This is a genomic window from Parabacteroides sp. D25 (assembly GCF_000307475.1).
Taxonomy (GTDB): domain Bacteria; phylum Bacteroidota; class Bacteroidia; order Bacteroidales; family Tannerellaceae; genus Parabacteroides; species Parabacteroides distasonis.
This window is the reverse complement of record NZ_JH976502.1, coordinates 19,729-39,876: the sequence shown is the minus strand read 5'-3', so window position 1 is coordinate 39,876 and position 20,148 is coordinate 19,729. Positions and strand designations below refer to the sequence as shown.

The 20,148-nt window shown below is 46.0% G+C and carries 13 protein-coding genes; 10 read left to right on the top strand and 3 right to left on the bottom strand.

Annotated features, from left to right (window positions below; all coding sequences use genetic code 11):
• The first annotated feature begins 499 nt into the window (after positions 1-499).
• From HMPREF0999_RS07015 to HMPREF0999_RS07005, 3 genes are read left to right on the top strand one after another with little or no spacing between them, the layout of a single operon-like run.
• Positions 500-3,610 (top strand): SusC/RagA family TonB-linked outer membrane protein, encoded by a 3,111-nt coding sequence (locus HMPREF0999_RS07015; protein ID WP_010184219.1) that lies wholly within the window; start codon positions 500-502, stop codon positions 3,608-3,610.
• Between the two features lie 21 nt (positions 3,611-3,631).
• Positions 3,632-5,218 (top strand): RagB/SusD family nutrient uptake outer membrane protein, encoded by a 1,587-nt coding sequence (locus HMPREF0999_RS07010; RefSeq protein ID WP_009275554.1) that lies wholly within the window; start codon positions 3,632-3,634, stop codon positions 5,216-5,218.
• Between the two features lie 24 nt (positions 5,219-5,242).
• Positions 5,243-6,886 carry a family 78 glycoside hydrolase catalytic domain gene (locus HMPREF0999_RS07005; RefSeq protein ID WP_008779921.1) on the top strand — a complete coding sequence of 548 codons (1,644 nt, stop codon included), beginning with the start codon at positions 5,243-5,245 and terminating at the stop codon, positions 6,884-6,886.
• 60 nt (positions 6,887-6,946) lie between these two features.
• Here the strand turns inward: HMPREF0999_RS07005 and miaB are convergent, their stop codons facing one another.
• Positions 6,947-8,320, bottom strand: a complete 1,374-nt coding sequence (gene miaB / locus HMPREF0999_RS07000) for a tRNA (N6-isopentenyl adenosine(37)-C2)-methylthiotransferase MiaB (RefSeq protein ID WP_005853885.1) — start codon at positions 8,318-8,320, stop codon at positions 6,947-6,949.
• 260 nt (positions 8,321-8,580) lie between these two features.
• On the opposite strand from miaB, the gene HMPREF0999_RS06995 reads away from it, so the two are divergent.
• The 7 genes from HMPREF0999_RS06995 to HMPREF0999_RS06965 all read left to right on the top strand — a co-directional run bounded on the left by HMPREF0999_RS06995 (position 8,581) and on the right by HMPREF0999_RS06965 (position 15,632).
• Positions 8,581-9,036 (top strand): hypothetical protein, encoded by a 456-nt coding sequence (locus tag HMPREF0999_RS06995; protein WP_005853883.1) that lies wholly within the window; start codon positions 8,581-8,583, stop codon positions 9,034-9,036.
• Between the two features lie 101 nt (positions 9,037-9,137).
• The gene (locus tag HMPREF0999_RS06990; RefSeq protein ID WP_009275552.1) at positions 9,138-10,634 is read left to right on the top strand and encodes an acetyl-CoA hydrolase/transferase family protein; all 1,497 of its coding nucleotides are present in this window, start codon (positions 9,138-9,140) and stop codon (positions 10,632-10,634) included.
• Positions 10,635-10,813: 179 nt separating this feature from the next.
• A complete protein-coding gene (gene pstC, locus HMPREF0999_RS06985) occupies positions 10,814-12,001 on the top strand; it encodes a phosphate ABC transporter permease subunit PstC (RefSeq protein WP_005853879.1) in 1,188 nt (395 codons plus the stop codon).
• Between the two features lie 8 nt (positions 12,002-12,009).
• A complete protein-coding gene (gene pstA / locus HMPREF0999_RS06980; RefSeq protein ID WP_005867077.1) occupies positions 12,010-12,897 on the top strand; it encodes a phosphate ABC transporter permease PstA in 888 nt (295 codons plus the stop codon).
• 15 nt (positions 12,898-12,912) lie between these two features.
• Positions 12,913-13,665, top strand: a complete 753-nt coding sequence (gene pstB, locus HMPREF0999_RS06975) for a phosphate ABC transporter ATP-binding protein PstB (protein WP_005853875.1) — start codon at positions 12,913-12,915, stop codon at positions 13,663-13,665.
• Between the two features lie 31 nt (positions 13,666-13,696).
• Positions 13,697-14,371, top strand: coding sequence for a phosphate signaling complex protein PhoU (gene phoU, locus HMPREF0999_RS06970; protein ID WP_005853873.1), 675 nt, complete (start codon positions 13,697-13,699; stop codon positions 14,369-14,371).
• 40 nt (positions 14,372-14,411) lie between these two features.
• Positions 14,412-15,632, top strand: a complete 1,221-nt coding sequence (locus HMPREF0999_RS06965; protein WP_009275551.1) for an OprO/OprP family phosphate-selective porin — start codon at positions 14,412-14,414, stop codon at positions 15,630-15,632.
• 60 nt (positions 15,633-15,692) lie between these two features.
• Here HMPREF0999_RS06965 and HMPREF0999_RS06960 read toward each other — a convergent pair whose 3' ends face one another.
• Both HMPREF0999_RS06960 and HMPREF0999_RS06955 read right to left on the bottom strand, forming a co-directional pair.
• Positions 15,693-18,122 (bottom strand): glycosyl hydrolase family 95 catalytic domain-containing protein, encoded by a 2,430-nt coding sequence (locus tag HMPREF0999_RS06960; RefSeq protein WP_009275550.1) that lies wholly within the window; start codon positions 18,120-18,122, stop codon positions 15,693-15,695.
• Between the two features lie 82 nt (positions 18,123-18,204).
• Positions 18,205-20,052, bottom strand: coding sequence for an ABC transporter ATP-binding protein (locus HMPREF0999_RS06955; RefSeq protein WP_005853867.1), 1,848 nt, complete (start codon positions 20,050-20,052; stop codon positions 18,205-18,207).
• Positions 20,053-20,148: the final 96 nt, after the last annotated feature.

Here is a 20,148-nt window from a genome sequence, read left to right as displayed (position 1 = left end):
TATGGTAGATGATTTAGTTTTTTCATTTCATACTCAAGGTACCACTCCAGAAAAATATCAGTACAATGCATTAAGAACCCAAAAGAACGGCTAATAAAAATCAAGGTAAGCTGTCGCTATTATGAAAAGGGAAGCTATAAACATAATTTACGTACGTGTACTATAAAATAATACGCAAGAAAAAACCACAGTTCCGTAGGAACTAAATCCTTACTATCTCTCTCTTTCGATATGGCAAAGATGGGAAGTAATAAGAATCAAATGGTTACAAAAATGACATTTCTTGTTAGATAAATGACATAACAGATCCGCAATCAATCCTAAACCACTCTCCTCTAATATCCTATACATAAATTACCCATTGAGTTCCTACGGTACTTAATAACTTTATAACATATAGCCTATGGAGTATATCTAATAATGTATTAGTTAATCTGAATCTATCAGACTTATCGTATGTAGTTAACATTATCTATTCAATTATGAACAAATGAAAAGTATGAAAAGTAAAATGAGAACTTGGAATGTGGCGATGGGATCATTGTCTTTGCTCTTCCTCTGCGTATCGCCGGCATTGGCTATCGCTACAAATCCATCACAAGAGAACCCGTATACGGAGCGGAACGATGATTCCGTAACTCAACAGAGAACAAGAAAAGTGACAGGTGTCGTGCTTGACGCCAACGGAGAGTCTATCATCGGGGCGAACGTAGTGGTGAAAGGTACCAATAATGGGACAATCACGGATCTAGATGGTAAATTCTCGATCGAATTATCGGATGGTGAAACCCTGCAAGTATCTTTTATCGGCTATAACAGCAAGGACGTTATGGTCGGCGCAGGAGAGAATCATATCAAGGTACAGCTGCGGGAAGACACGCAGAAGCTCGATGAAGTGGTAGTAGTCGGGTACGGAACACAGATCAAGCGGGCGGTAACCGGCTCCGTGCAATCCATCAAGTCGGAAGAGATGGCGGATATGCCCGTAGCCCAGATCTCGCAAAAGATGCAAGGCAAGTTCGCCGGTGTCCAAATCAATCAAGTATCCGGTAAACCCGGACAAGGAATGACCATGCGAATCAGGGGACAAGCGTCACTGTCCGGAGGAACCACGCCCCTTTATGTAGTGGATGGAATGCCTATCGTGGGCGATATCAGCACGATCAATCCAGACGAGATAGAAAGTATCAGTGTGCTAAAAGACGCTTCTGCCACATCACTTTACGGTTCCCGGGCTGCCAATGGAGTCGTATTGATACAGACAAAGACTGCCCAATCAGGGAAAAAACTAAGCGTCGACGTATATGGAGGCATACAATACGTACCCGAGAAAGGGAGGCCGGATATGATGGATGCCTCCGAATACGCACGGTTCAGGAAAGAGATCGCTGAAGAGAACGGATTGGCGGTCGATCCCGCTTACCAGCATCCCGAAGCGCTGGGTAAAGGCACGGATTGGTATGACGTATTATTCCGTCCCGCCGCTATCCAGAATTACAGTTTGTCGTACAGCAACGGAGACGGGAAGTTTAAATCATCCACCGTAGCCAGCTATTTCAACCAAGACGGAGTGTTGACAAACTCTAATTACCAACGGTTCTCCGCACGAGCCAATACGGAATACGTATTCTCGAAGATCGTCAAGGTAGGCGTGAACCTAGCGCCTAGCTTCTCCATCAATAATAGCCCGCAATCGGACGGTAACTGGACGGAAGATAAAGGTTCCATCCTGCAAGGAGCTATGTTGACAACACCTCTCGCACCCTATAAGAATGAGGATGGCAGTATTCCGCTTGTGGCCAGTGGGCCGGGATTGTTCGATAACCCGAACTGGTATAATGTGGTTAGCCTCAACAAGAACAAGACCCAGAACACCCATCTGATCGCAAACGCCTTCTTGGAGGTAGAGCCGGTCAAAGATTTAAAAGTAAAGACCAGCATCAACGCGGACTTGACACAGAATAAATGGAACTCGTTCAAGCCCTCCACCTCCGGAGAGATCTATAAGGCTCCCTATCAGATCCCCGAGGCGAAGGAATCCAATAATCTATTCTACACTTGGCTGTGGGAGAATACCGCCACCTACAGCAAGCAGATAAAAGATCATTCCTTTGATCTCCTGTTCGGCATATCCGCACAAAAATACCATAGCGAATATACGATGGTGACCGGAACGAACTTTCCCGACGATAAAATATCGACATTCAATGCCGCCCCTACCATCACGGCGGATGGAAACATAAACGAATGGTCCCTTTTATCCTATATCGGCCGTATAAACTATAATTACAAAGGAAAGTACCTTTTAAGCGCAGCGATGCGTAGGGATGGTTCCTCCCGTTTCGGTAAGAACAATCGTTGGGGTAATTTTCCATCCGTATCGGCGGGCTGGATACTCTCGGACGAGGAGTTCATGAAACCATTGGAGAAAACGATCTCTTTCCTCAAGGCCCGTATCAGTTACGGTATCGTGGGAAACGACCAGATCGGTAACTATACGCATTTGGCGACGATCACCACCACGAACAGCAACTTCAATAACGCCTTGGCCAGCGGCAGAAGCATCTCGGGAATGGGAAACCCGAATCTGGGCTGGGAAAGGAATAAGCAAGTCGATGTCGGTCTGGATGTCGGTTTCTTCAATAATCGCTTATCCATCATGTACGATTACTATAGCAAGCGAACGGACGCCCTGCTGTTCTCGCTAGAGGTACCGATCTCTTCCGGCTTCTACAACATCCAGTCGAACGCAGGCAAACTGAAGTTCTGGGGACATGAATTAAGCGTATCCTCCAAGAACCTGACAGGCAAATTACAATGGACTACCGACCTGAACATATCTTACAATGACAATAAATGCTTGCAACTGGGTGTAGATGACGCCCCGATCATCGGTAACAACATCACGCAAGTCGGGGAACGGATCGGACAGTTTTACGGCTTAGTATGGGAAGGGGTCTACAAGAACAAGGAAGAATTCGACAAATACCCGAAACACGCACAAGCCGATGTCGGAACCATTCGCTTCAAGGATGTGAACGGGGATGGCAAAGTTACCCAAGGGGATGACCGCGATATCATCGGCAATCCGGTCCCTTTATGGATAGTAGGCATGACAAACTCGTTCACCTACAAGAATTTCGATTTGTCAATTGTCGTATCCGGCGGTTTTGGTTTTGAGTTAGCCAATATGGTAGATCAGTTCGCTGGAAATCTGGATGGTGTGTTCAACGTGTATAAAGCGGTAGACAATCGCTGGAAATCACCGGAGAATCCGGGTAACGGCCGTTATGGAACGACCAAGATGGGTACCACGGCACCAGAACGTGACTGGTTCAGTTCCCGTTTCCTTTATAACGGAAACTACTTGACAATCAAGAATATCACCTTAGGCTACCAAGTTCCGTTAAGAAACCGGGATATCATTAAAGGATTACGAGCTTACGTCAGTTTCCAGAACGTATATACGTTCACTAGCTACATCGGCGCTAATCCCGAGGTGAATATCAGCAATACGGGAACAACGGCGAATAGCTTGCAACAAGGATTCGATTATACCACCTATCCCGTTCCACGGACCATTACGCTGGGTTTAAATGTTAACTTCTAACTATCTAATTATACGAAATATATGAAAACGATATTCAATATAGCCATAAGCATCGCTTTAGGATGTAGTTGTGCCTCCTGTAGTGATTTCTTGAATCTTACGCCGTATAGCGAGATCACCGCCGAGAACTTCTACCAGAACGAGGAGGATTTCAGGCAAGCCGTAAATGGAGCTTACGAACCTTTACAGAACATGTACAACACGGAAGAGTGGAATCTGGGAGAGGCCAAATCGGATAATACGACGTATATCATCCATATCGCCAAATCATCCTTAGACGGAGAAGATCCGGATCAGTTCCTTGAGACATCCACCAATGGTAATGTCGGTACGAAGTATAATAACTGCTACGTAATCATCGGACGATGTAACCGGATTATCTCAGAAATAGACCAAGCGGATTTTGACGCAGAAGCAAAAAGCAACCTCAAAGGACAAGCTTTGTTCCTTCGGGCATTCTGCTATTTCAACCTAGTACAATACTTTGGCGGCGTACCTCTGCATACGACACCCTCTACCGTGTATGAGGAGGCATTTAAACCCCGTGCGAGCGTAGACGAAGTATATGAGCAAATCATGAAAGACGCACAAGAAGCCAGTGATCTCCTACCTGTAAAATCAAGGCAAGAGGTAGGAAGAGTTTCCAAAAGCTCCGCACAGACCTTATTGGGAAACGTATACATGGTACTAAAACGATGGGCGGAAGCAGAACAAACGCTGAAAGAGGTGGTATCCTCAGGCGAGTATGAGTTATTAGCGGATTACGGCTCCATCTATTCCATCTCGAACAAGAACCATAAGGAATCTATCTTCGAGATCCAATACATGCAAGACGCCTCATTAGAACAACAAAGTGATTTCATATACAGATTCTTGCCCTATATGACGAATCCGTCTGCCATCACGGGAACAACCCCTAATCCTTGTCCTTCCAACGTAGACCATGGTGGGTTTAACACCCCTACGATCGATCTAATCAACGCATACGAAAAGGGAGACAAACGGTTGGACGCATCCATCGGTATGGTGGAAGGTAAGCTCACCGATAGCTACGCCCTCGACGCTACCGGCGTGAAAAGTATAGTTGACTATGAGCCAGCTCCGGGAATAACCGCTTATCCTTTTATCAAAAAATATTTTCATGAGCATATAAAGCCCTATTACACGGATGACAACTGGCCGGTCTACAGGTACGCGGAGGTATTGCTCTTTCTGGCGGAAGCTATCAACGAGCAGAATAGGCCGGACGAGGCTATCCATTATCTGAATGACACCTTCGGGCAAGCAAGTATCCGGGGAAGGGCGGGATTAGCTCCTGTCAAATCCCAGAATGTAGATGCGTTGAGAGAGGCTATCTACCAAGAGAGACGGATCGAGCTGGCATTCGAGAACAAACGCTGGACAGACCTTCTGAGAACGGGACGAGCCGTGGAAGTCATGACACGACATGGACAAAAGATAAAGGCAAATCCCGAATCTTATTATTGGCCCGACGGTGTTCAACCCGTGGCGAACGCTTATCTGTTCAACCCAGATAAATGCTTGTTGCCCATACCTCTGCGAGAAATCGACTTGAACAGCGAGCTTAAACAAAATCCCGGATATTAACGAAGTTATTCTTATATTCGCATCATGAAAAGAGCACATATGAAAATCCTGCTAAGTTTACTATGCTGTGTCGGTGTATTCACCCTATCAGCACAAAGTCGTTATTTCAAAGAAAGCGCTTCATGGCTTCAAAAGAGTGAGGCCTGCAAGCCAGTGTTAACCTATACGGAACATAAGCCGGTCAAACGGGTCACTTCCATCAAAGATGCGTCAGCCTACCAAGGTTGGCGCATGCGGGACGAAGGAAGCACGGATCTGTTATTCAATGAGTCCCTGAAGAAACATCCATCGGTTATAGTTGACTTCGGTGAGCATCTGACGGGGTATTTGGATTTCTCGCTCAAGCTCCTTAGCCAACAGGTTTCGGACGCTCCGGTACGTATCAAATTCACGTTCGCCGAAGTTCCCTCGGAATTGAACACGCCTTTCGACCCTTATCCGGGCGGTCTGTCAAGGGCTTGGCTACAAGATGAGGTGATGACGTTAATGACCGTACCCATCGAGGCCTCCATCCCCAGAAGGGTGTCTTTTCGGTATCTCAAGATAGAGTTGCTAGGCGCTTCCAGTTTCGATTTCGCCTTCGACAAGCTAACGTTCCGTGCGCAGACATCGGCTAAGACGGCTCCATTGCCACTGGCTTCCACGACCGATCCCTTGATCCGTAAAATCAATGAGGTAGGATTGCTTACATTAAAAGAATGTATGCAGACCGTCTATGAGGATGGCCCGAAACGGGATCGCCGGTTATGGATCGGAGACTTGTATCTGGAGGCGCTAGCGAACGCATGGTCGTATAAAAACCACGACTTGACGAAACGTTGCCTCTATTTATTAGCGGCTCTAGCCAATGATGAAGGACTGCTGCACGCCACCGTATTGGAGACACCGACCCCTCATCCGCAAAACGGTACGCATTGCTTGGACTATTCCCTGCTGTATAACGTAGCGTTGCTGGAATACCTGAAAGAGACCGGAGACAAGGAGGTCGCCTTGGACTTATGGCCGGTAGTGGTCCGCCAAATAGAGATGGCCTTGCGTCAATACTCGGACGATTGGATCTACGATATGCAAAAGAAGCCGATTTATTGGTTGGTATTCGACTGGAAAGATAATTATGATCGCCAAGCATCCATGCAGGGACTTACGGCATTCTCATTAGAGAAAAGCTATGAGCTGGCTAAAATGCTGGGAAAAGAGAAGGAGGCTGGAGACTGGCCTCGTATCGCCGGCCAGATAAAGAAAGCCGCCCGGAAAACATTCTATGACCAAAAGAACGGGGTGATCGTAAGCGGCCCTAACCGTCAGGTGTCTTACCTATCACAAGTGTGGATGATCCTATCGGAGACGCTTACCGCCAAGGAAGGAGCAAAAGCGATGGCCACCGTCCTATCGATGCCCGACGCATGCTATCCGGGATGTCCGTACGCTTATCATTATGTAATGGAAGCCTTGTTGAAATGTGGAATGCGGCAAGAGGCCCGTTCGCTCTTAACCAGTTATTGGGGCGGCATGGTGAATAAAGGAGCCGATACATTCTGGGAGGTATATGATCCGAACAATGACGAATTATCACCTTACGGATTTTTCCCGATCAATAGTTATTGCCACGCATGGAGTTGCACGCCGGTTTATTTCATCAACAAATACCCGGAGATATTCCAAAGATAGAAGATAATAAGAGAAACGCCAATATCGCTCGAAATGGAACGTATTGGCGTTTTCTTTTTCTTATTCCTCCACAGGTTCCCCGAACAGGGTTGCCGAGGAAGCCTTATGGATCTTGACTTTTATGAATTGACCTACATGATAGTTCTTCTTGTCAAAGATAACCACCTTGTTTTGGCTGGTTCGTCCGAACAATTGCTCACGGGAACGTTTCGAGAATCCTTCTATCAGAACCTCGAAAGTCTTGCCTATATCCCGCAAGTTACTTTCCTCGGACAACTTATTTTGCAAATCGATCATACCTTGCAAACGACGTACCTTCTCTTCTTCCGGTACATTATCCTCCAAATGGCTAGCGGCATATGTACCCGGACGTTCGGAATATTTAAATAAGAAAGCACTATCATATCCCACTTCACGCATCAAGGATAAAGTCTCTTGATAATCCTCCTCGGTCTCGGAATGGAAACCGCAGAATAAATCAGTCGAGATAGCGCAATCCGGTACGATACGACGGATCGCCGCTATACGGTCCAGATACCATTCACGGGTATATTTACGATTCATGACCTTCAAGATGCGACTGCTGCCGGATTGGGCAGGTAGATGGATAAACTTACAGATATTGTCGTTTGCGGCAATCACACGCAAGGTATCATCGCTCATGTCCTTCGGATGGGAGGTCGTAAAACGAATTCGCATATCGGGAACCTCTTTCGCCACACGATCCAACAAGATCGGGAAGGTTATGGTCTCACCTTCTTTCTCGAAAGAATAGGAGTTTACATTTTGTCCCAACAACGTAACTTCCTTAAAGCCTTTCTCGTGCATATCCCGTATCTCATTCAAGATACTCTCGATATCCCGGCTACGCTCGCGTCCTCTTGTATAAGGTACGATGCAATACGTACAAAAATTATTACAACCGCGCATAATAGACACGAAACCGGAGATATGTACGCCCGGTAACTTCAAAGGAATAACATCCTTATAGGTCTCTTGGGTAGAAAGCTCCACGTTGATCGCTTTCTCTCCGTGCTCTACCGCTCCCACCAAGTTCGGCAAGTCCAGATAAGAATCCGGTCCTACCACCAAGTCGGCATGATGCACATGGATCAGATCTTCCTTCACTCGTTCGGCCATACATCCCAATACACCGACAATTAAGGACTTCTTTTTCCGTTTTAAAGACTGGAAATACTGTAGCCGCCCATAGATTTTCTGTTCGGCGTTGTCGCGTACGGAGCAAGTATTCACGAAGATGGCATCCGCCTCCTCGATATTCTCCGTCATACTATAGCCATCCATCTTCATGATAGAAGCTACAACTTCGCTGTCCGCCACATTCATCTGACAGCCGTAGGTCTCGATAAACAACTTTCGTTCATCGCTTTGGGTAGCGGATTTTAAGTCCACACCGTTTTCTTGATTTACCATACTATATGTTAATATAATTTAAATAAGCAAGATTCTTAAAAATAATTACGCAAACGCTTGCATAGTTCGAATCCCACCGTTATATTTGCATTCGAAAAACGTAAATTTTTTCATAGTTAAGGTTTTGGTTAAATCGAATAAGGGTGGCTGTGAAGTTACCCTTATTTACTTTTATACCTATCTGATGTTTTATATACTCCCATCTTTTCACTTCTCAATTATTCTTCTTACATTTGGAGGTGCAAAAATAATCAAAGTTTATGGATAACGTAGGAGATTGGTTATATATTGTTTTCCTGATTATCGCCGCCGTCAGTGGCTTATTCAGTTCGAAAGACAAAAAGAAGAAGAGTCGCCCCGATATATTGGGGCAACCCGACAGGGAAATTGTGCCTAATGACCAGCCTACAGAAGGAAAAGGCTTCTGGGAGATATTGGAGGATATGCAAAAGGAAACGCAAAAACCTAAGCCCGCTCCCCGACAAAAGCAGGTAAAGTCAAAGGTTGAGAAACCGCAAGTCGTAACCTCATCGCCTGCCTCATCTCCATTCCTTTCCGCCGAGAAGAATATCCCGAATCATATCGCGACCCAGCCATCCGTAAGGATGAGTGCTATCGAGGAAGAACCGGGGCTTATGCCAGAAGATACCTTCAGAGACATCGAGGAATTGAAGAAAGCGATCATTTGTGCGGAGATTCTAAACCGGAAGTATTAATTTACGCCACACTTATATTCGATTCAGCGTAATTTTATGTAAGTTTGCGCCCGAAATATTGAACAGTAAGTATTTACCTAAAAACATAAAAACTAATTATCATGGCATTAAAATTTATTACAGCTGAAGAAGCCGCATCTTATGTGCATCATAATGACAATGTCGGTTTCAGTGGTTTTACACCCGCAGGATGCCCGAAAGTCGTTCCCGGAGCTATCGCCCGGAAGGCAGCGGAAGAACACGCTAAAGGTAACCCTTTTCAAATCGGTATGTTTACCGGCGCTTCTACTGGTGATAAGCTAGACGGAGAGTTGGCTCGCGCTAACGCCATCAAATTCCGTACACCGTACCAATCTAACAAAGACTTACGTGCCGCATTAAACGCTCATCAGGCACAATATTTCGATTTGCACTTGTCTGAATTGGCACAAAGCTTGCGTTACGGATTCTTGGGTAAGATTGATGTCGCAATCGTAGAGGCTGCCGATGTTACTGAGGATGGTGAGATCGTTCCGACTTCAGGTGTTGGTATCTTACCTACTATCTGTCGTATGGCAGACCGTATCATCGTTGAGTTGAACTGCCGTCACCCGAAAGAAATCCGCGGTATGCATGATATTTACGAGCCGGCTGATCCTCCTTTACGCCGTGAGATCCCTATCTACACTCCTTCTGACAGGATCGGTAACGATTGTGTAAAAGTAGACCCGGCTAAGATCGTTGGTGTGGTAAGAACCGATGAGCCGAATGAAGGTGGAAAATTCTCTCCGCTGGATGATGTTACGATGGCGATCGGTAAAAACGTTGCGGACTTCTTGGTTAGCGAGATCAAGGCCGGCCGTCTTCCGAAAGAATTCGTTCCATTGCAGAGTGGTGTAGGTAACGTGGCTAACGCAGTCTTGGGCTGCATGGGAGCTAATGAGTCTATCCCCGCATTCAATGTATATACTGAGGTTATTCAAGATGCGGTTATCGAATTGATGAAACAAGGTCGCGTTAAATTCGCCAGCGGTTGCTCTTTGTCCGTAAGTAATGAGGTAATCCGTGAGATCTACGCAAATCTCGATTTCTTCAAGGATAAGATATTGCTTCGTCCGCAAGAGATCTCTAACAATCCGGAGGTTGCCCGCCGTTTAGGCTTGATTGCTATCAATACGGCTTTGGAGGCTGATATCTTCGGTAATATTAACTCTACGCACGTATCCGGTACTCGTATGATGAATGGTATCGGTGGTTCCGGCGACTTTACCCGTTCGGCTATGTTATCGATCTTCACGACTCCGTCTACAGCGAAGGAGGGTAAGATCAGCGCGTTCGTACCGATGGTATCTCACTTGGATCATAGCGAGCACTCCGTGAAGATCATTATCACGGAATATGGTGTAGCGGACTTACGCGGTAAATCTCCGATCCAACGCGCTCGTTGCATCATCGACAATTGTGTTCATCCGGATTACAAACCGTTATTGGAAGAATACCTCGCTATGGGTATCAAGGGACATACGCCTCAAAACCTGAAATGCTGTTTCGCTTTCCATGAGGAACTAGCGGCCAGCGGCGATATGCACAATGTGGATTGGAACAAGTATAATAAGTAATACAAACATATTACAGGCATAATTCATAGGGCATGGGTTCAACCGAACTCATGCCCTATTCTCATAGCAGACAATGCGTAATACATTTGTAATAATTTTGAAACAATTCTTTCAAGCGGGTTTAATCTCTCCTTAATATAGAGGCTCTTTCTTTGCAGCAGAATAAATAGGCAAAGATTGTGAGAAAGTTTATAGAAAAATTAGTGGAAGGAGGATTCTTGATCAGTGGAAGCGTCAGTAGCTTTACGATCTTGTTGATCATTGTCTTCTTATTTAAAGAGGCCGCAGGTCTTTTTAACAGCCCGGAGGTAGAGGAAGGATATATATTGGCTGTGAATCAGGAAAATCCAGTCGAACATTTGTCTCCCGAGCAAATCATGGATGTCTTCGATGCCAATATCACCAATTGGGAAGATTTAAACGGAGAAAATCAAGATATACTTGTCTTCCGTTTCTCGGACCTAACCAACTATTATACGGAAGAAGAGCTAGGTGAAGAATTTCAATATGTTCCCGAGAAAATCAATGAACTTATCCATAAAGAGCCGGGGATTATCGCATTCTTTCCGGAACAATACAAGTCGGAGAACTTTACGGGAAAAATCATATCGGGAGCCACGATCAAACCTTCGGAGTTCTTTGGAGGGACGAAATGGTATCCTACCTCCGCTCCCGCTCCGATCTTTGGCTTGATCCCTCTATTACTAGGCACACTTTTAGTAAGTATAGGTGCGATCGCCTTATCCCTCCCCTTCGGAGTAGCGGTAGCGATCTATATGGCAGAGATTGCCAATACAAAAACCCGTAATTTGCTAAAGCCTATTATCGAGTTATTGGCAGGTATTCCCTCAGTCGTTTATGGTTTCTTCGGATTGGTGGTGATCGTTCCCCTTATCCAAAAGACCTTAGACCTTCCGGTAGGCGAGACCGCTTTCGCCGGAAGCGTGGTTTTAGCGATCATGGCGTTGCCGACCATCATCACGGTAGCGGAAGATGCCATGCGAACTACCCCACGAGCCATGAAAGAGGCCAGCTTGGCATTGGGAGCCACGCAATGGCAAACCATCTACAAAGTAATAATCCCCTACTCCATATCCGGTATCACGTCCGCTGTCGTATTAGGTATAGGACGTGCGATCGGTGAGACGATGGCCGTATTGATGGTAACCGGAAACGCCGCCGTTATCCCTACCTCGTTCTTCGAACCGGTACGGACAATTCCTGCCACGATAGCAGCGGAATTAGGTGAGGCTCCCGCAGGTGGAGCGCATTACCAAGCCTTGTTTATGCTGGGAGCCGTGTTGTTCCTCATCACCTTGGGGTTGAGCATCGCCGTAGAATATATTTCATCCAAACGTAAAATTTAATTAAAGATATGGCACCTATTCAACATTTAGGGAATATAGACAAGAGGAAACGGGCCTCTCAACAGGTTGCTTTCGGTTTCTTTTCTTTCCTGAGTTATTTGGTCGTAGTGATCTTATTCGTAATACTGGGATTCATTATCTTAAAGGGAGCGAGCGTGATCAGTTGGGATTTCCTGACACAAGCACCCCAAGAGGGCATGACCTCCGGGGGGATTTTTCCGGCTATCGTAGGTACACTCTATTTAGTGATCGGAAGTAGCTTGATTAGTTTTCCCATCGGCATCATGAGTGGTATCTATATGAACGAGTACGCCACAAACGGGAAACTCATCCGTTTCATCCGTATCATGACGAATAACCTAAGCGGTGTCCCATCCGTTGTTTTCGGGTTATTTGGTATGTCTCTATTCGTAAGTACCTTGGGATGGGGAGACTCTATTATAGCGGGTTCGTTTACCTTGGCGCTGATGTCCTTGCCACTTATCATCCGCACGACGGAAGAGGCTTTGAAAAGTATCGATGATTCTTTCCGTCACGGTAGCCTAGCGTTAGGGGCTACGAAGTTGCAGACCATCCGCAGGGTCGTGCTACCGATGGCGTTCCCCAATATTATTACGGGATTGATTCTTTCGATCGGGCGTGTGTCCGGAGAGACCGCTCCTATCCTTTTTACGGTGGCCGCTTATTTCTTGCCGCAATTGCCGAAAAGTATTTTCGACCAATGTATGGCATTACCTTACCACTTATATGTTATCTCTACAAGCGGTACAGATATCGAGGCTTCCCGGGGGATGGCTTATGGCACGGCGCTCGTGCTGATCGTCATCGTATTATTAGTAAACCTTTTAGCGAACGCTTTACGTAGTTATTTCGCCAAGAAGGTAAAAATGAATTAAAAAAATAAGACAATTATGATAAAGATTGATGCTAAAAACGTAGACTTTTATTATGGGGATTTCCATGCATTGAAGAACATTTCCATGGAGATAGAGCCGAATACGTCCACCGCTTTCATAGGACCGTCCGGTTGCGGAAAGTCTACTTTCCTCCGCCTGTTCAACCGCATGAATGATTTGATTCCGGACACTCGCATGGAAGGTCAGATCCTGATTGATGGAAGGGATATTTATACGAAAAGCGAGAGAGTGGATCGCTTACGTAAAAACGTGGGGATGGTTTTCCAGAAACCGAATCCTTTTCCTAAGACGATTTATGAGAATGTCGCTTATGGCCTGCGGGTAAACGGTGTCAACGATGAGAATTATATTGAGGAGACGGTGGTCAAGACTTTAAAGCAGGTCGTCCTTTGGGACGAGGTAAAGGATAAACTGAAAGAATCGGCATTCGCTCTTTCCGGCGGACAACAGCAACGTTTATGTATCGCCCGTGCCTTGGCGATCTCGCCTTCTATCTTGTTGATGGACGAGCCGACTTCCGCGTTGGACCCGATTTCAACCAGTAAGATCGAGGATTTGATACATGAGCTGAAAAATGATTATACGATCGTAATCGTTACCCATAATATGCAACAAGCGGCTCGTGTTAGCGACAAGACCGGATATTTCTATTTAGGGGAATTGATTGAATATGATAATACCCGGAAGATTTTCACCAATCCGGAGAAAGAGTCTACACAGAATTACATTACCGGACGGTTTGGGTAATTGAAAATTAAAAATTGAAAATTAGAAGAGTATGAAGGTTATAGAGCAGGAGATTCATTCTTTAAAAAATAGTATCAGTGAGATGTGGGCATTGGTTCACCAGCAATTATACAACGCAGGGGAGGCTATGCTTACCGGAGATAAGGAACTCGCTTATAAGGTAATCAGCCGGGAACGCCGGGTAAATGCTTTCGAGCTAAAGATCGACAGTGATTGCGAGGATATCATCGCCTTGTACGCACCGGTAGCGATCGACCTACGTTTCGTATTGGCGATGTATAAGATTAATACAAACCTAGAGCGTCTGGGAGATTTCGCAGAAAGCATCGCCCGTTTCGCAGGAAACCTTCCCGAGGGGGAACCGATTGACCCGCAACTGGTCAAGGAAACCCGGGTAGAAGAAATGCTGTCGGAGTTATTAAGCATGATCTCACTCACCAAAGAGGCTTTTGAGAAAGAAAGCTCAGAGATCGCTTCCCGTATCTTCTTGAAGGATAATTTGATCGATGAGATCAATCATAATTCTACCGCTATTATCGCCAAATATATAGAGGAGCATAAAGGTAGCGCGTTGGCAGGGTTATATATGGCCGGTGTTATCCGGAAAATGGAACGTTTCGGAGATCATTGTACGAATATAGCGGAAGAACTCATTTTCTATCTGGACGCTAAAGTCATGAAGCATATGGGCAAAACCGAGCAATAATTCGTATCTTTGCGGCCACTTTAATAATTAACATCAGTAAATGAAACGACTCACAGTGGCTTGGCTGTCGGCCTTCTTATTTATCGGTTCCGCGTTAACGTCTTACGCTCAGACAAATTCTCCGATCCCAGAGCGGGATTCTTCTTCGGTATCTCTTTTTGAATACGCAACTAAGATTCCGAAACGCAACAAGGTTTTCAATCTGGACTTGGAGATGCATGCAGGATTCAACGCGGACTTTTTCTCGGGGAAGCTGGATGAAGCCGCCTTTCGTTTCAGGGATGTCAAAATTGATGTTACCGGAGAAGTGAACGATCGGTTATTCTATTGGTATCGCCAAACGCTGAATGGCGGTTATGAGGGACAAGCCTTGGAGAATTTGAATGAGTCGATCGAATATGCGTATATTGGCTATAAACTGAATGAGCGTTTTACCTTAACCGCCGGAAAACAAGATGTGTTCTACGGTGGTTTTGAGTACGACGAGAATCCTTTGCTTATTTATGAGTATAGCGATATGAATGAATACTCCCTTTGCTACCTTACGGGAATCGGGCTGGGGTATCAGCCGAATGAGTCACAAGAGATCCGCTTACAGGTGACGAACAGTCGTATGGGATCGATGGAAGATGAGTATGGACGTCTGCCGGAAGGATTTAAGAAACCGAGAGTTCCCTTGTTTTACACATTGAACTGGAACGGTAACTTTCTGGATGAGTTGATTCATTTACGATACTCCGTATCCGCCGCAGAGCAAGCCCAAGGAAAATATATGTATAGCGTCTTTACCGGTCAAAGTATAGAGGCCGGACCGGTCTATGCTTATTTCGATGTCATGTATTCACGGGGGAAATTAGATCCGTTAGGATTATTGACCGAATTGACTCAGCCCGAAGTCGCCGGAGAAGAGGAAGAGGAACCGGAACCACCAGTTCGTATGCAAAACATCGATTATCTTTCGCTGGTGGGAGAAATACAATATCGTTTTCATCCCAAATGGCAACTATTCGCAAAAGGAATGTATGAAAGCGCATCGATCTATAAAGCCTACGATACTTACGAGAAAGGAAAATACCGTACGGCATGGGGGTATCAAGGAGGACTAGAGTTCTATCCGATGGCCGATGATAATCTACATATCTTCTTGACTGCCATAGGTAAAAAATATAACCTATCTGAACGAGCGAAGGCGCTCGATGCCTCTTTGGACGACACCGCACGCCTTTCGATCGGTTTCATTTATAGATTACCGTTATATTAAATTTTTCTCATTTGTTGTAGAGACGCAGCATGCTGCGTCTCATCCCCTCAGAATGGTAACTTAGAATTGCAACACAAACTCTTCCCCTTGTAACAAGTCCACTGTTACTTTTCCATCGACTACAGGTAGGGAAACCGGCTTTTGGTTCTTTTTGAGGCTCATGTTCGCGGAATTCGCCGGAAGCTTGATCAGGAAAGAACCGGGAACGATCGCTTTCAATCGAGCTTCCGTCAACAGACCTTCCGTCCATTTAGCCGACACCTCCCCGCCATTCCGGACTTTTAAACCGCTAAAGCTTCCATTTTTCCAAGCGGATGGCAAAGCGGGCAAGAACTCGATCAATCCGGATTGACTCTGTATCAGCATCTCCGCAATACCGGCTGTTCCTCCAAAATTACCATCAATCTGGAAAGGAGGATGGGCACAAAACAAATTAGGATAAGAACCTCCTCCCTTCACCTCCTTCGTATGCTCATCTACACAGGGACGTAACAAATCACCCAGCAATTTATAAGCATGATCACCATCCTGTAAACGGGCCCAGAAATTAATCTTCCAAGCCATAGACCAGCCCGTGCTTTGATCGCCACGGACCTCCAAGGATTTACGAGCCGCCTCTGCCAACTCCGGCGTATGCTCTATCGAGATCTCATTCCCGGGATAAAGCCCATATAAATGAGAGACATGACGATGGGTAGGCTCTACCTCCTCATACGGCTCGAGCCATTCCATAATACGGCCGTCTTTACCGATCGTCGTAGGCATCAAGCGATCTCGTTTCGCCGCCAACTCAGCAGCGAACGCGCTATCCACACCTAAAATCCCAGCAGCCTCAATGGTATTCGTAAATAATTCCCGCAAGATCTGATTATCCATCATCGATCCGGCACAAATACTCACGACACTTCCGTTTGGCATTTTATAAGCGTTTTCCGGAGAGGTAGTAGGTGCCGTCACCAGATATTTAGTCCGGGGATCTTGCACCAACATATCCACAAAGAATAGGGCAGCCCCTTTCATCGTCGGATAAACATCCCTCAAATACGCCTTATCCAATGTATATTGGTAATGCGTGTACAAATGCTCGCATAGCCATGCGGCGGATGTATTCGTGGCGCCCCACGACGGATGTTCGCCCGGGGCGGTAAACTCCCAGACATTACCTAAAATATGCGTGACCCATCCTCGTGCGTTATAAAAAGCTTTGGCCGTACGTTCGCCGCTAGGGACTTGCTGTTTCGTCAATTCGATTAGCGGAAGGTGCAACTCGGAAAGGTTCGTTACCTCCGCTGGCCAATGATTCATCTGTAAATTAATATTTAGGTGATAATCCCCGTTCCAAGGCGTATGAATCGTATTACACCACAAGCCCTGCAAATTCGGGGGCAGTAATCCCTGCCGGGTCGAGGAAATCAATAAATATCGACCGAACTGGAAATATAAAGCCGCCAATCCCGGATCGTTCTTATCTTGAGCGAAAGCGGCCAAACGCTCATGGATCGGAAGATGATCCCTTTCGCCTTTTCCCAAATCCAAAGAGACCCGATCAAACAGGGAGCGATAAGCGAGCGTATGTTCCCGGCGCAAGGTGGAGAAATCCTTAGATTCCGCTTGCGATAAGTATTTTTCCAAGAATTGTCCGACACCGTCTTTATCGAAATAATCCGTACCTAAACTTACCAAGATAATCGCTTCCGAGGCACTTCGCACCGATAAACTACTATCCGTTGCGGTCAAATCTCCCCCCTTCGGCAAGACGATACGGACACGAGAGGCGAAACGCATCCCTTTCATCTCCAACGTATCCACCCCGTCCGGCAATTGTCCCCGCATCAGCAAGTCCTTTCCGTCCAAAGAGATCGTCGCATGTTCCGGACGATTCATACCCAATGAGAAATTCAAGGCCCGATCTGCGTCCGCTACCAAATGAATCACTCCCAGATCCCCGGAAAAAGAGGTAAACATTTCCCGTTGATAATTCACATTCCCCCTTTTAAAAGAGACGGAAGCGATAGCCTCGCTTAGGTTCAACCGCCTGCGATACTCAGCGATAGAATCCGATTCATTCGGATACATATATCTCAGCACTAGATTTCCGAATAATTGGTAACTCCCATACGGAGCGTTCGCACCGTCACCCAGATTACTCCCGGTCCCTTTGCAGACGAAAGTTTTATACATCAAATCCTGTGCCTCGTCATTCCGTCCCTCAAATAAGAGGCGACGAATATTCGCCAAAGAGTAATACGCATAAGGATTGTCCGTATCTTGCTTACTTCCGGACCACAGGGAGATCTCATTCAGGACCACATTCTCCCGCTCAATACCACCATCCGGCATCATACCGATACGGCCGTTTCCCAAAGGCAAGGTTTCTTCCCATATCTGCGCTGGTTGGTCAAAATAATAAGAGACCTCCTTCCCGGTCTGCATATCCGGTAAATTACAACCGAAAAGGAACGATAACAAAATCAAATAAAGTCCTTTCATATTCATACGATTATTCCTTGTTATTGTTTTTCCATCAAAAGCCGAAGAGGCGATCCACTGCAACCCGGGTTGCAGTATCACCCTAAAAGCTTTGCATATCACATAGTCGTTTATAATAGCCATCCAAAGCCAACAACTCCTCGTGTTTGCCCCGTTCTACGATCTCACCCTCATGCATCACACAGATCTCATCCGCGTTACGGATCGTGGAGAGACGGTGGGCGATCACTACGGTCGTACGGTTCTTCATCAAGTTCTCCAACGCTTCTTGTACCAAACGCTCGGATTCCGTATCCAAGGCGGATGTGGCCTCATCCAAGATCAAGATCGGGGGATTCTTCAAGATCGCACGGGCGATACTGATTCGCTGGCGTTGTCCGCCGGACAGTTTTCCACCCCGGTCGCCGATATTGGTATCGTAACCTTTCTCACTCGCTATGATAAAATCGTGAGCGTTGGCGATGCGGGCGGCTTCCTCCACCTGTTCCATCGTAGCCCCTTCCACTCCAAAAGCGATATTGTTGAAGAAGGTATCGTTAAACAAGATAGCCTCTTGATTGACATTTCCCATCAATCCCCTAAGATCGAAAAGGGTGGCCTCACGGATATCCGTATCATCAATACGGATATTCCCTTTATTCACATCATAAAAGCGAGGCAATAGATCCACCAAGGTACTTTTACCCGAACCGGATTGACCGACCAAAGCCACGGTTGTTCCTTTCCGGATATCCAGATTGATTCCTTTCAAGACCCAAGCTTCCTGATATTTAAACCAAACATCTTTATAACTGATTTTCTCTTTCAAGGCGATCTTCTTCGGATGTTCCGGGTCATGGATATCCGTCTCCGCCTTCAAGATCTTATCGACACGCTCCATAGAGGCCAGACCTTTCTGGATCGCATAAACCGACTTACTTAGATCTTTCGCGGGATTGATAATGCTATAGAAAATAACCAGATAATAAATAAACGTAGGAGCGTCGATCGGGCTATTCGCGCTCAAGATCAGCGTACCTCCATACCAAAGTACGATAGCGATCGTAACGGTTCCCAAAAACTCGCTCATCGGATGCGCCATTTGTTGGCGGCGATAGATACGGTTCGTCAACCGGCGGAAAGTATCATTGCTTCGCTCAAAGCGGTCTTGTATCTTCTTCTCGGCGTTAAAGGCCTTGATAATACGGAGTCCGCCTAATGTCTCCTCGATCTGGCTCATCAGGAATCCCCATTGTTGCTGTCCTTCCAAAGACTTCCGTTTTAATTTCTTGCCGACTTGTCCCATTACGTAACCCGCCAACGGCAGCAGGATCAAGACGAACACGGTAAGTTGCCAACTGATAGCGATCATACCCACCAGATAGATCACGATCAGGATCGGGTTCTTGAATAACATGTCCAATGAACTCATGATGGATGTCTCAATCTCGTTCACGTCTCCGGATACACGGGCGATAATATCCCCTTTTCGCTCCTCCGAGAAAAAGCTCAACGGCAACTGCGTAATCTTCTTGTTAATCTGATTACGGATATCACGAACGACTCCGGTTCGAATCGGGATCATCGTATAAAAGGCCAGATACATGGTCGCCACTTTCAAGAAAGTCGCCACGATCAGGAAGATTCCCAACATAATCAAGGCGAACGAACCTCCGTGTACCTCTATCAGATCGGATACATACCAAAAAAAGTTATTTTTGATCAACTCCGGCAAGGCTTTCCACGACTCCCAGCTTCCCGCGTTAAAATTCCAATCCATAAAGGTGTAATTCCCCTCATCCATCTTAAACAAGATCTGAAGGATCGGGATAATCAAGGCGAAAGAAAACAGGTTCAAGATAGCGGAAAGTACATTGAACACGATGTTCAGAACCATATACTTTTTGTAAGGGGGAACGAAACGCTTTAAAATACGTATGAAATCTCTCATAAATTGATCTGTTACATTGAAGTGGCAAAGATACAAAAAGTCATCACATTTTCTTACGCATTCGCATGCAACTATTTTGCTGCCCCATTCATCAAA

Excerpts from the sequence above, each read along its gene's own strand:
- HMPREF0999_RS07015 (WP_010184219.1), top strand. The coding sequence starts at position 500 with ATGAAAAGTAAAATGAGAACTTGGAATGTGGCGATGGGATCATTGTCT.
- HMPREF0999_RS07010 (WP_009275554.1), top strand. The coding sequence starts at position 3,632 with ATGAAAACGATATTCAATATAGCCATAAGCATCGCTTTAGGATGTAGT.
- HMPREF0999_RS07005 (WP_008779921.1), top strand. The coding sequence starts at position 5,243 with ATGAAAAGAGCACATATGAAAATCCTGCTAAGTTTACTATGCTGTGTC.
- miaB (WP_005853885.1), bottom strand. The coding sequence starts at position 8,320 with ATGGTAAATCAAGAAAACGGTGTGGACTTAAAATCCGCTACCCAAAGC.
- HMPREF0999_RS06995 (WP_005853883.1), top strand. The coding sequence starts at position 8,581 with ATGGATAACGTAGGAGATTGGTTATATATTGTTTTCCTGATTATCGCC.
- HMPREF0999_RS06990 (WP_009275552.1), top strand. The coding sequence starts at position 9,138 with ATGGCATTAAAATTTATTACAGCTGAAGAAGCCGCATCTTATGTGCAT.
- pstA (WP_005867077.1), top strand. The coding sequence starts at position 12,010 with ATGGCACCTATTCAACATTTAGGGAATATAGACAAGAGGAAACGGGCC.
- pstB (WP_005853875.1), top strand. The coding sequence starts at position 12,913 with ATGATAAAGATTGATGCTAAAAACGTAGACTTTTATTATGGGGATTTC.
- phoU (WP_005853873.1), top strand. The coding sequence starts at position 13,697 with ATGAAGGTTATAGAGCAGGAGATTCATTCTTTAAAAAATAGTATCAGT.
- HMPREF0999_RS06965 (WP_009275551.1), top strand. The coding sequence starts at position 14,412 with ATGAAACGACTCACAGTGGCTTGGCTGTCGGCCTTCTTATTTATCGGT.
- HMPREF0999_RS06960 (WP_009275550.1), bottom strand. The coding sequence starts at position 18,122 with ATGAAAGGACTTTATTTGATTTTGTTATCGTTCCTTTTCGGTTGTAAT.
- HMPREF0999_RS06955 (WP_005853867.1), bottom strand. The coding sequence starts at position 20,052 with ATGAGAGATTTCATACGTATTTTAAAGCGTTTCGTTCCCCCTTACAAA.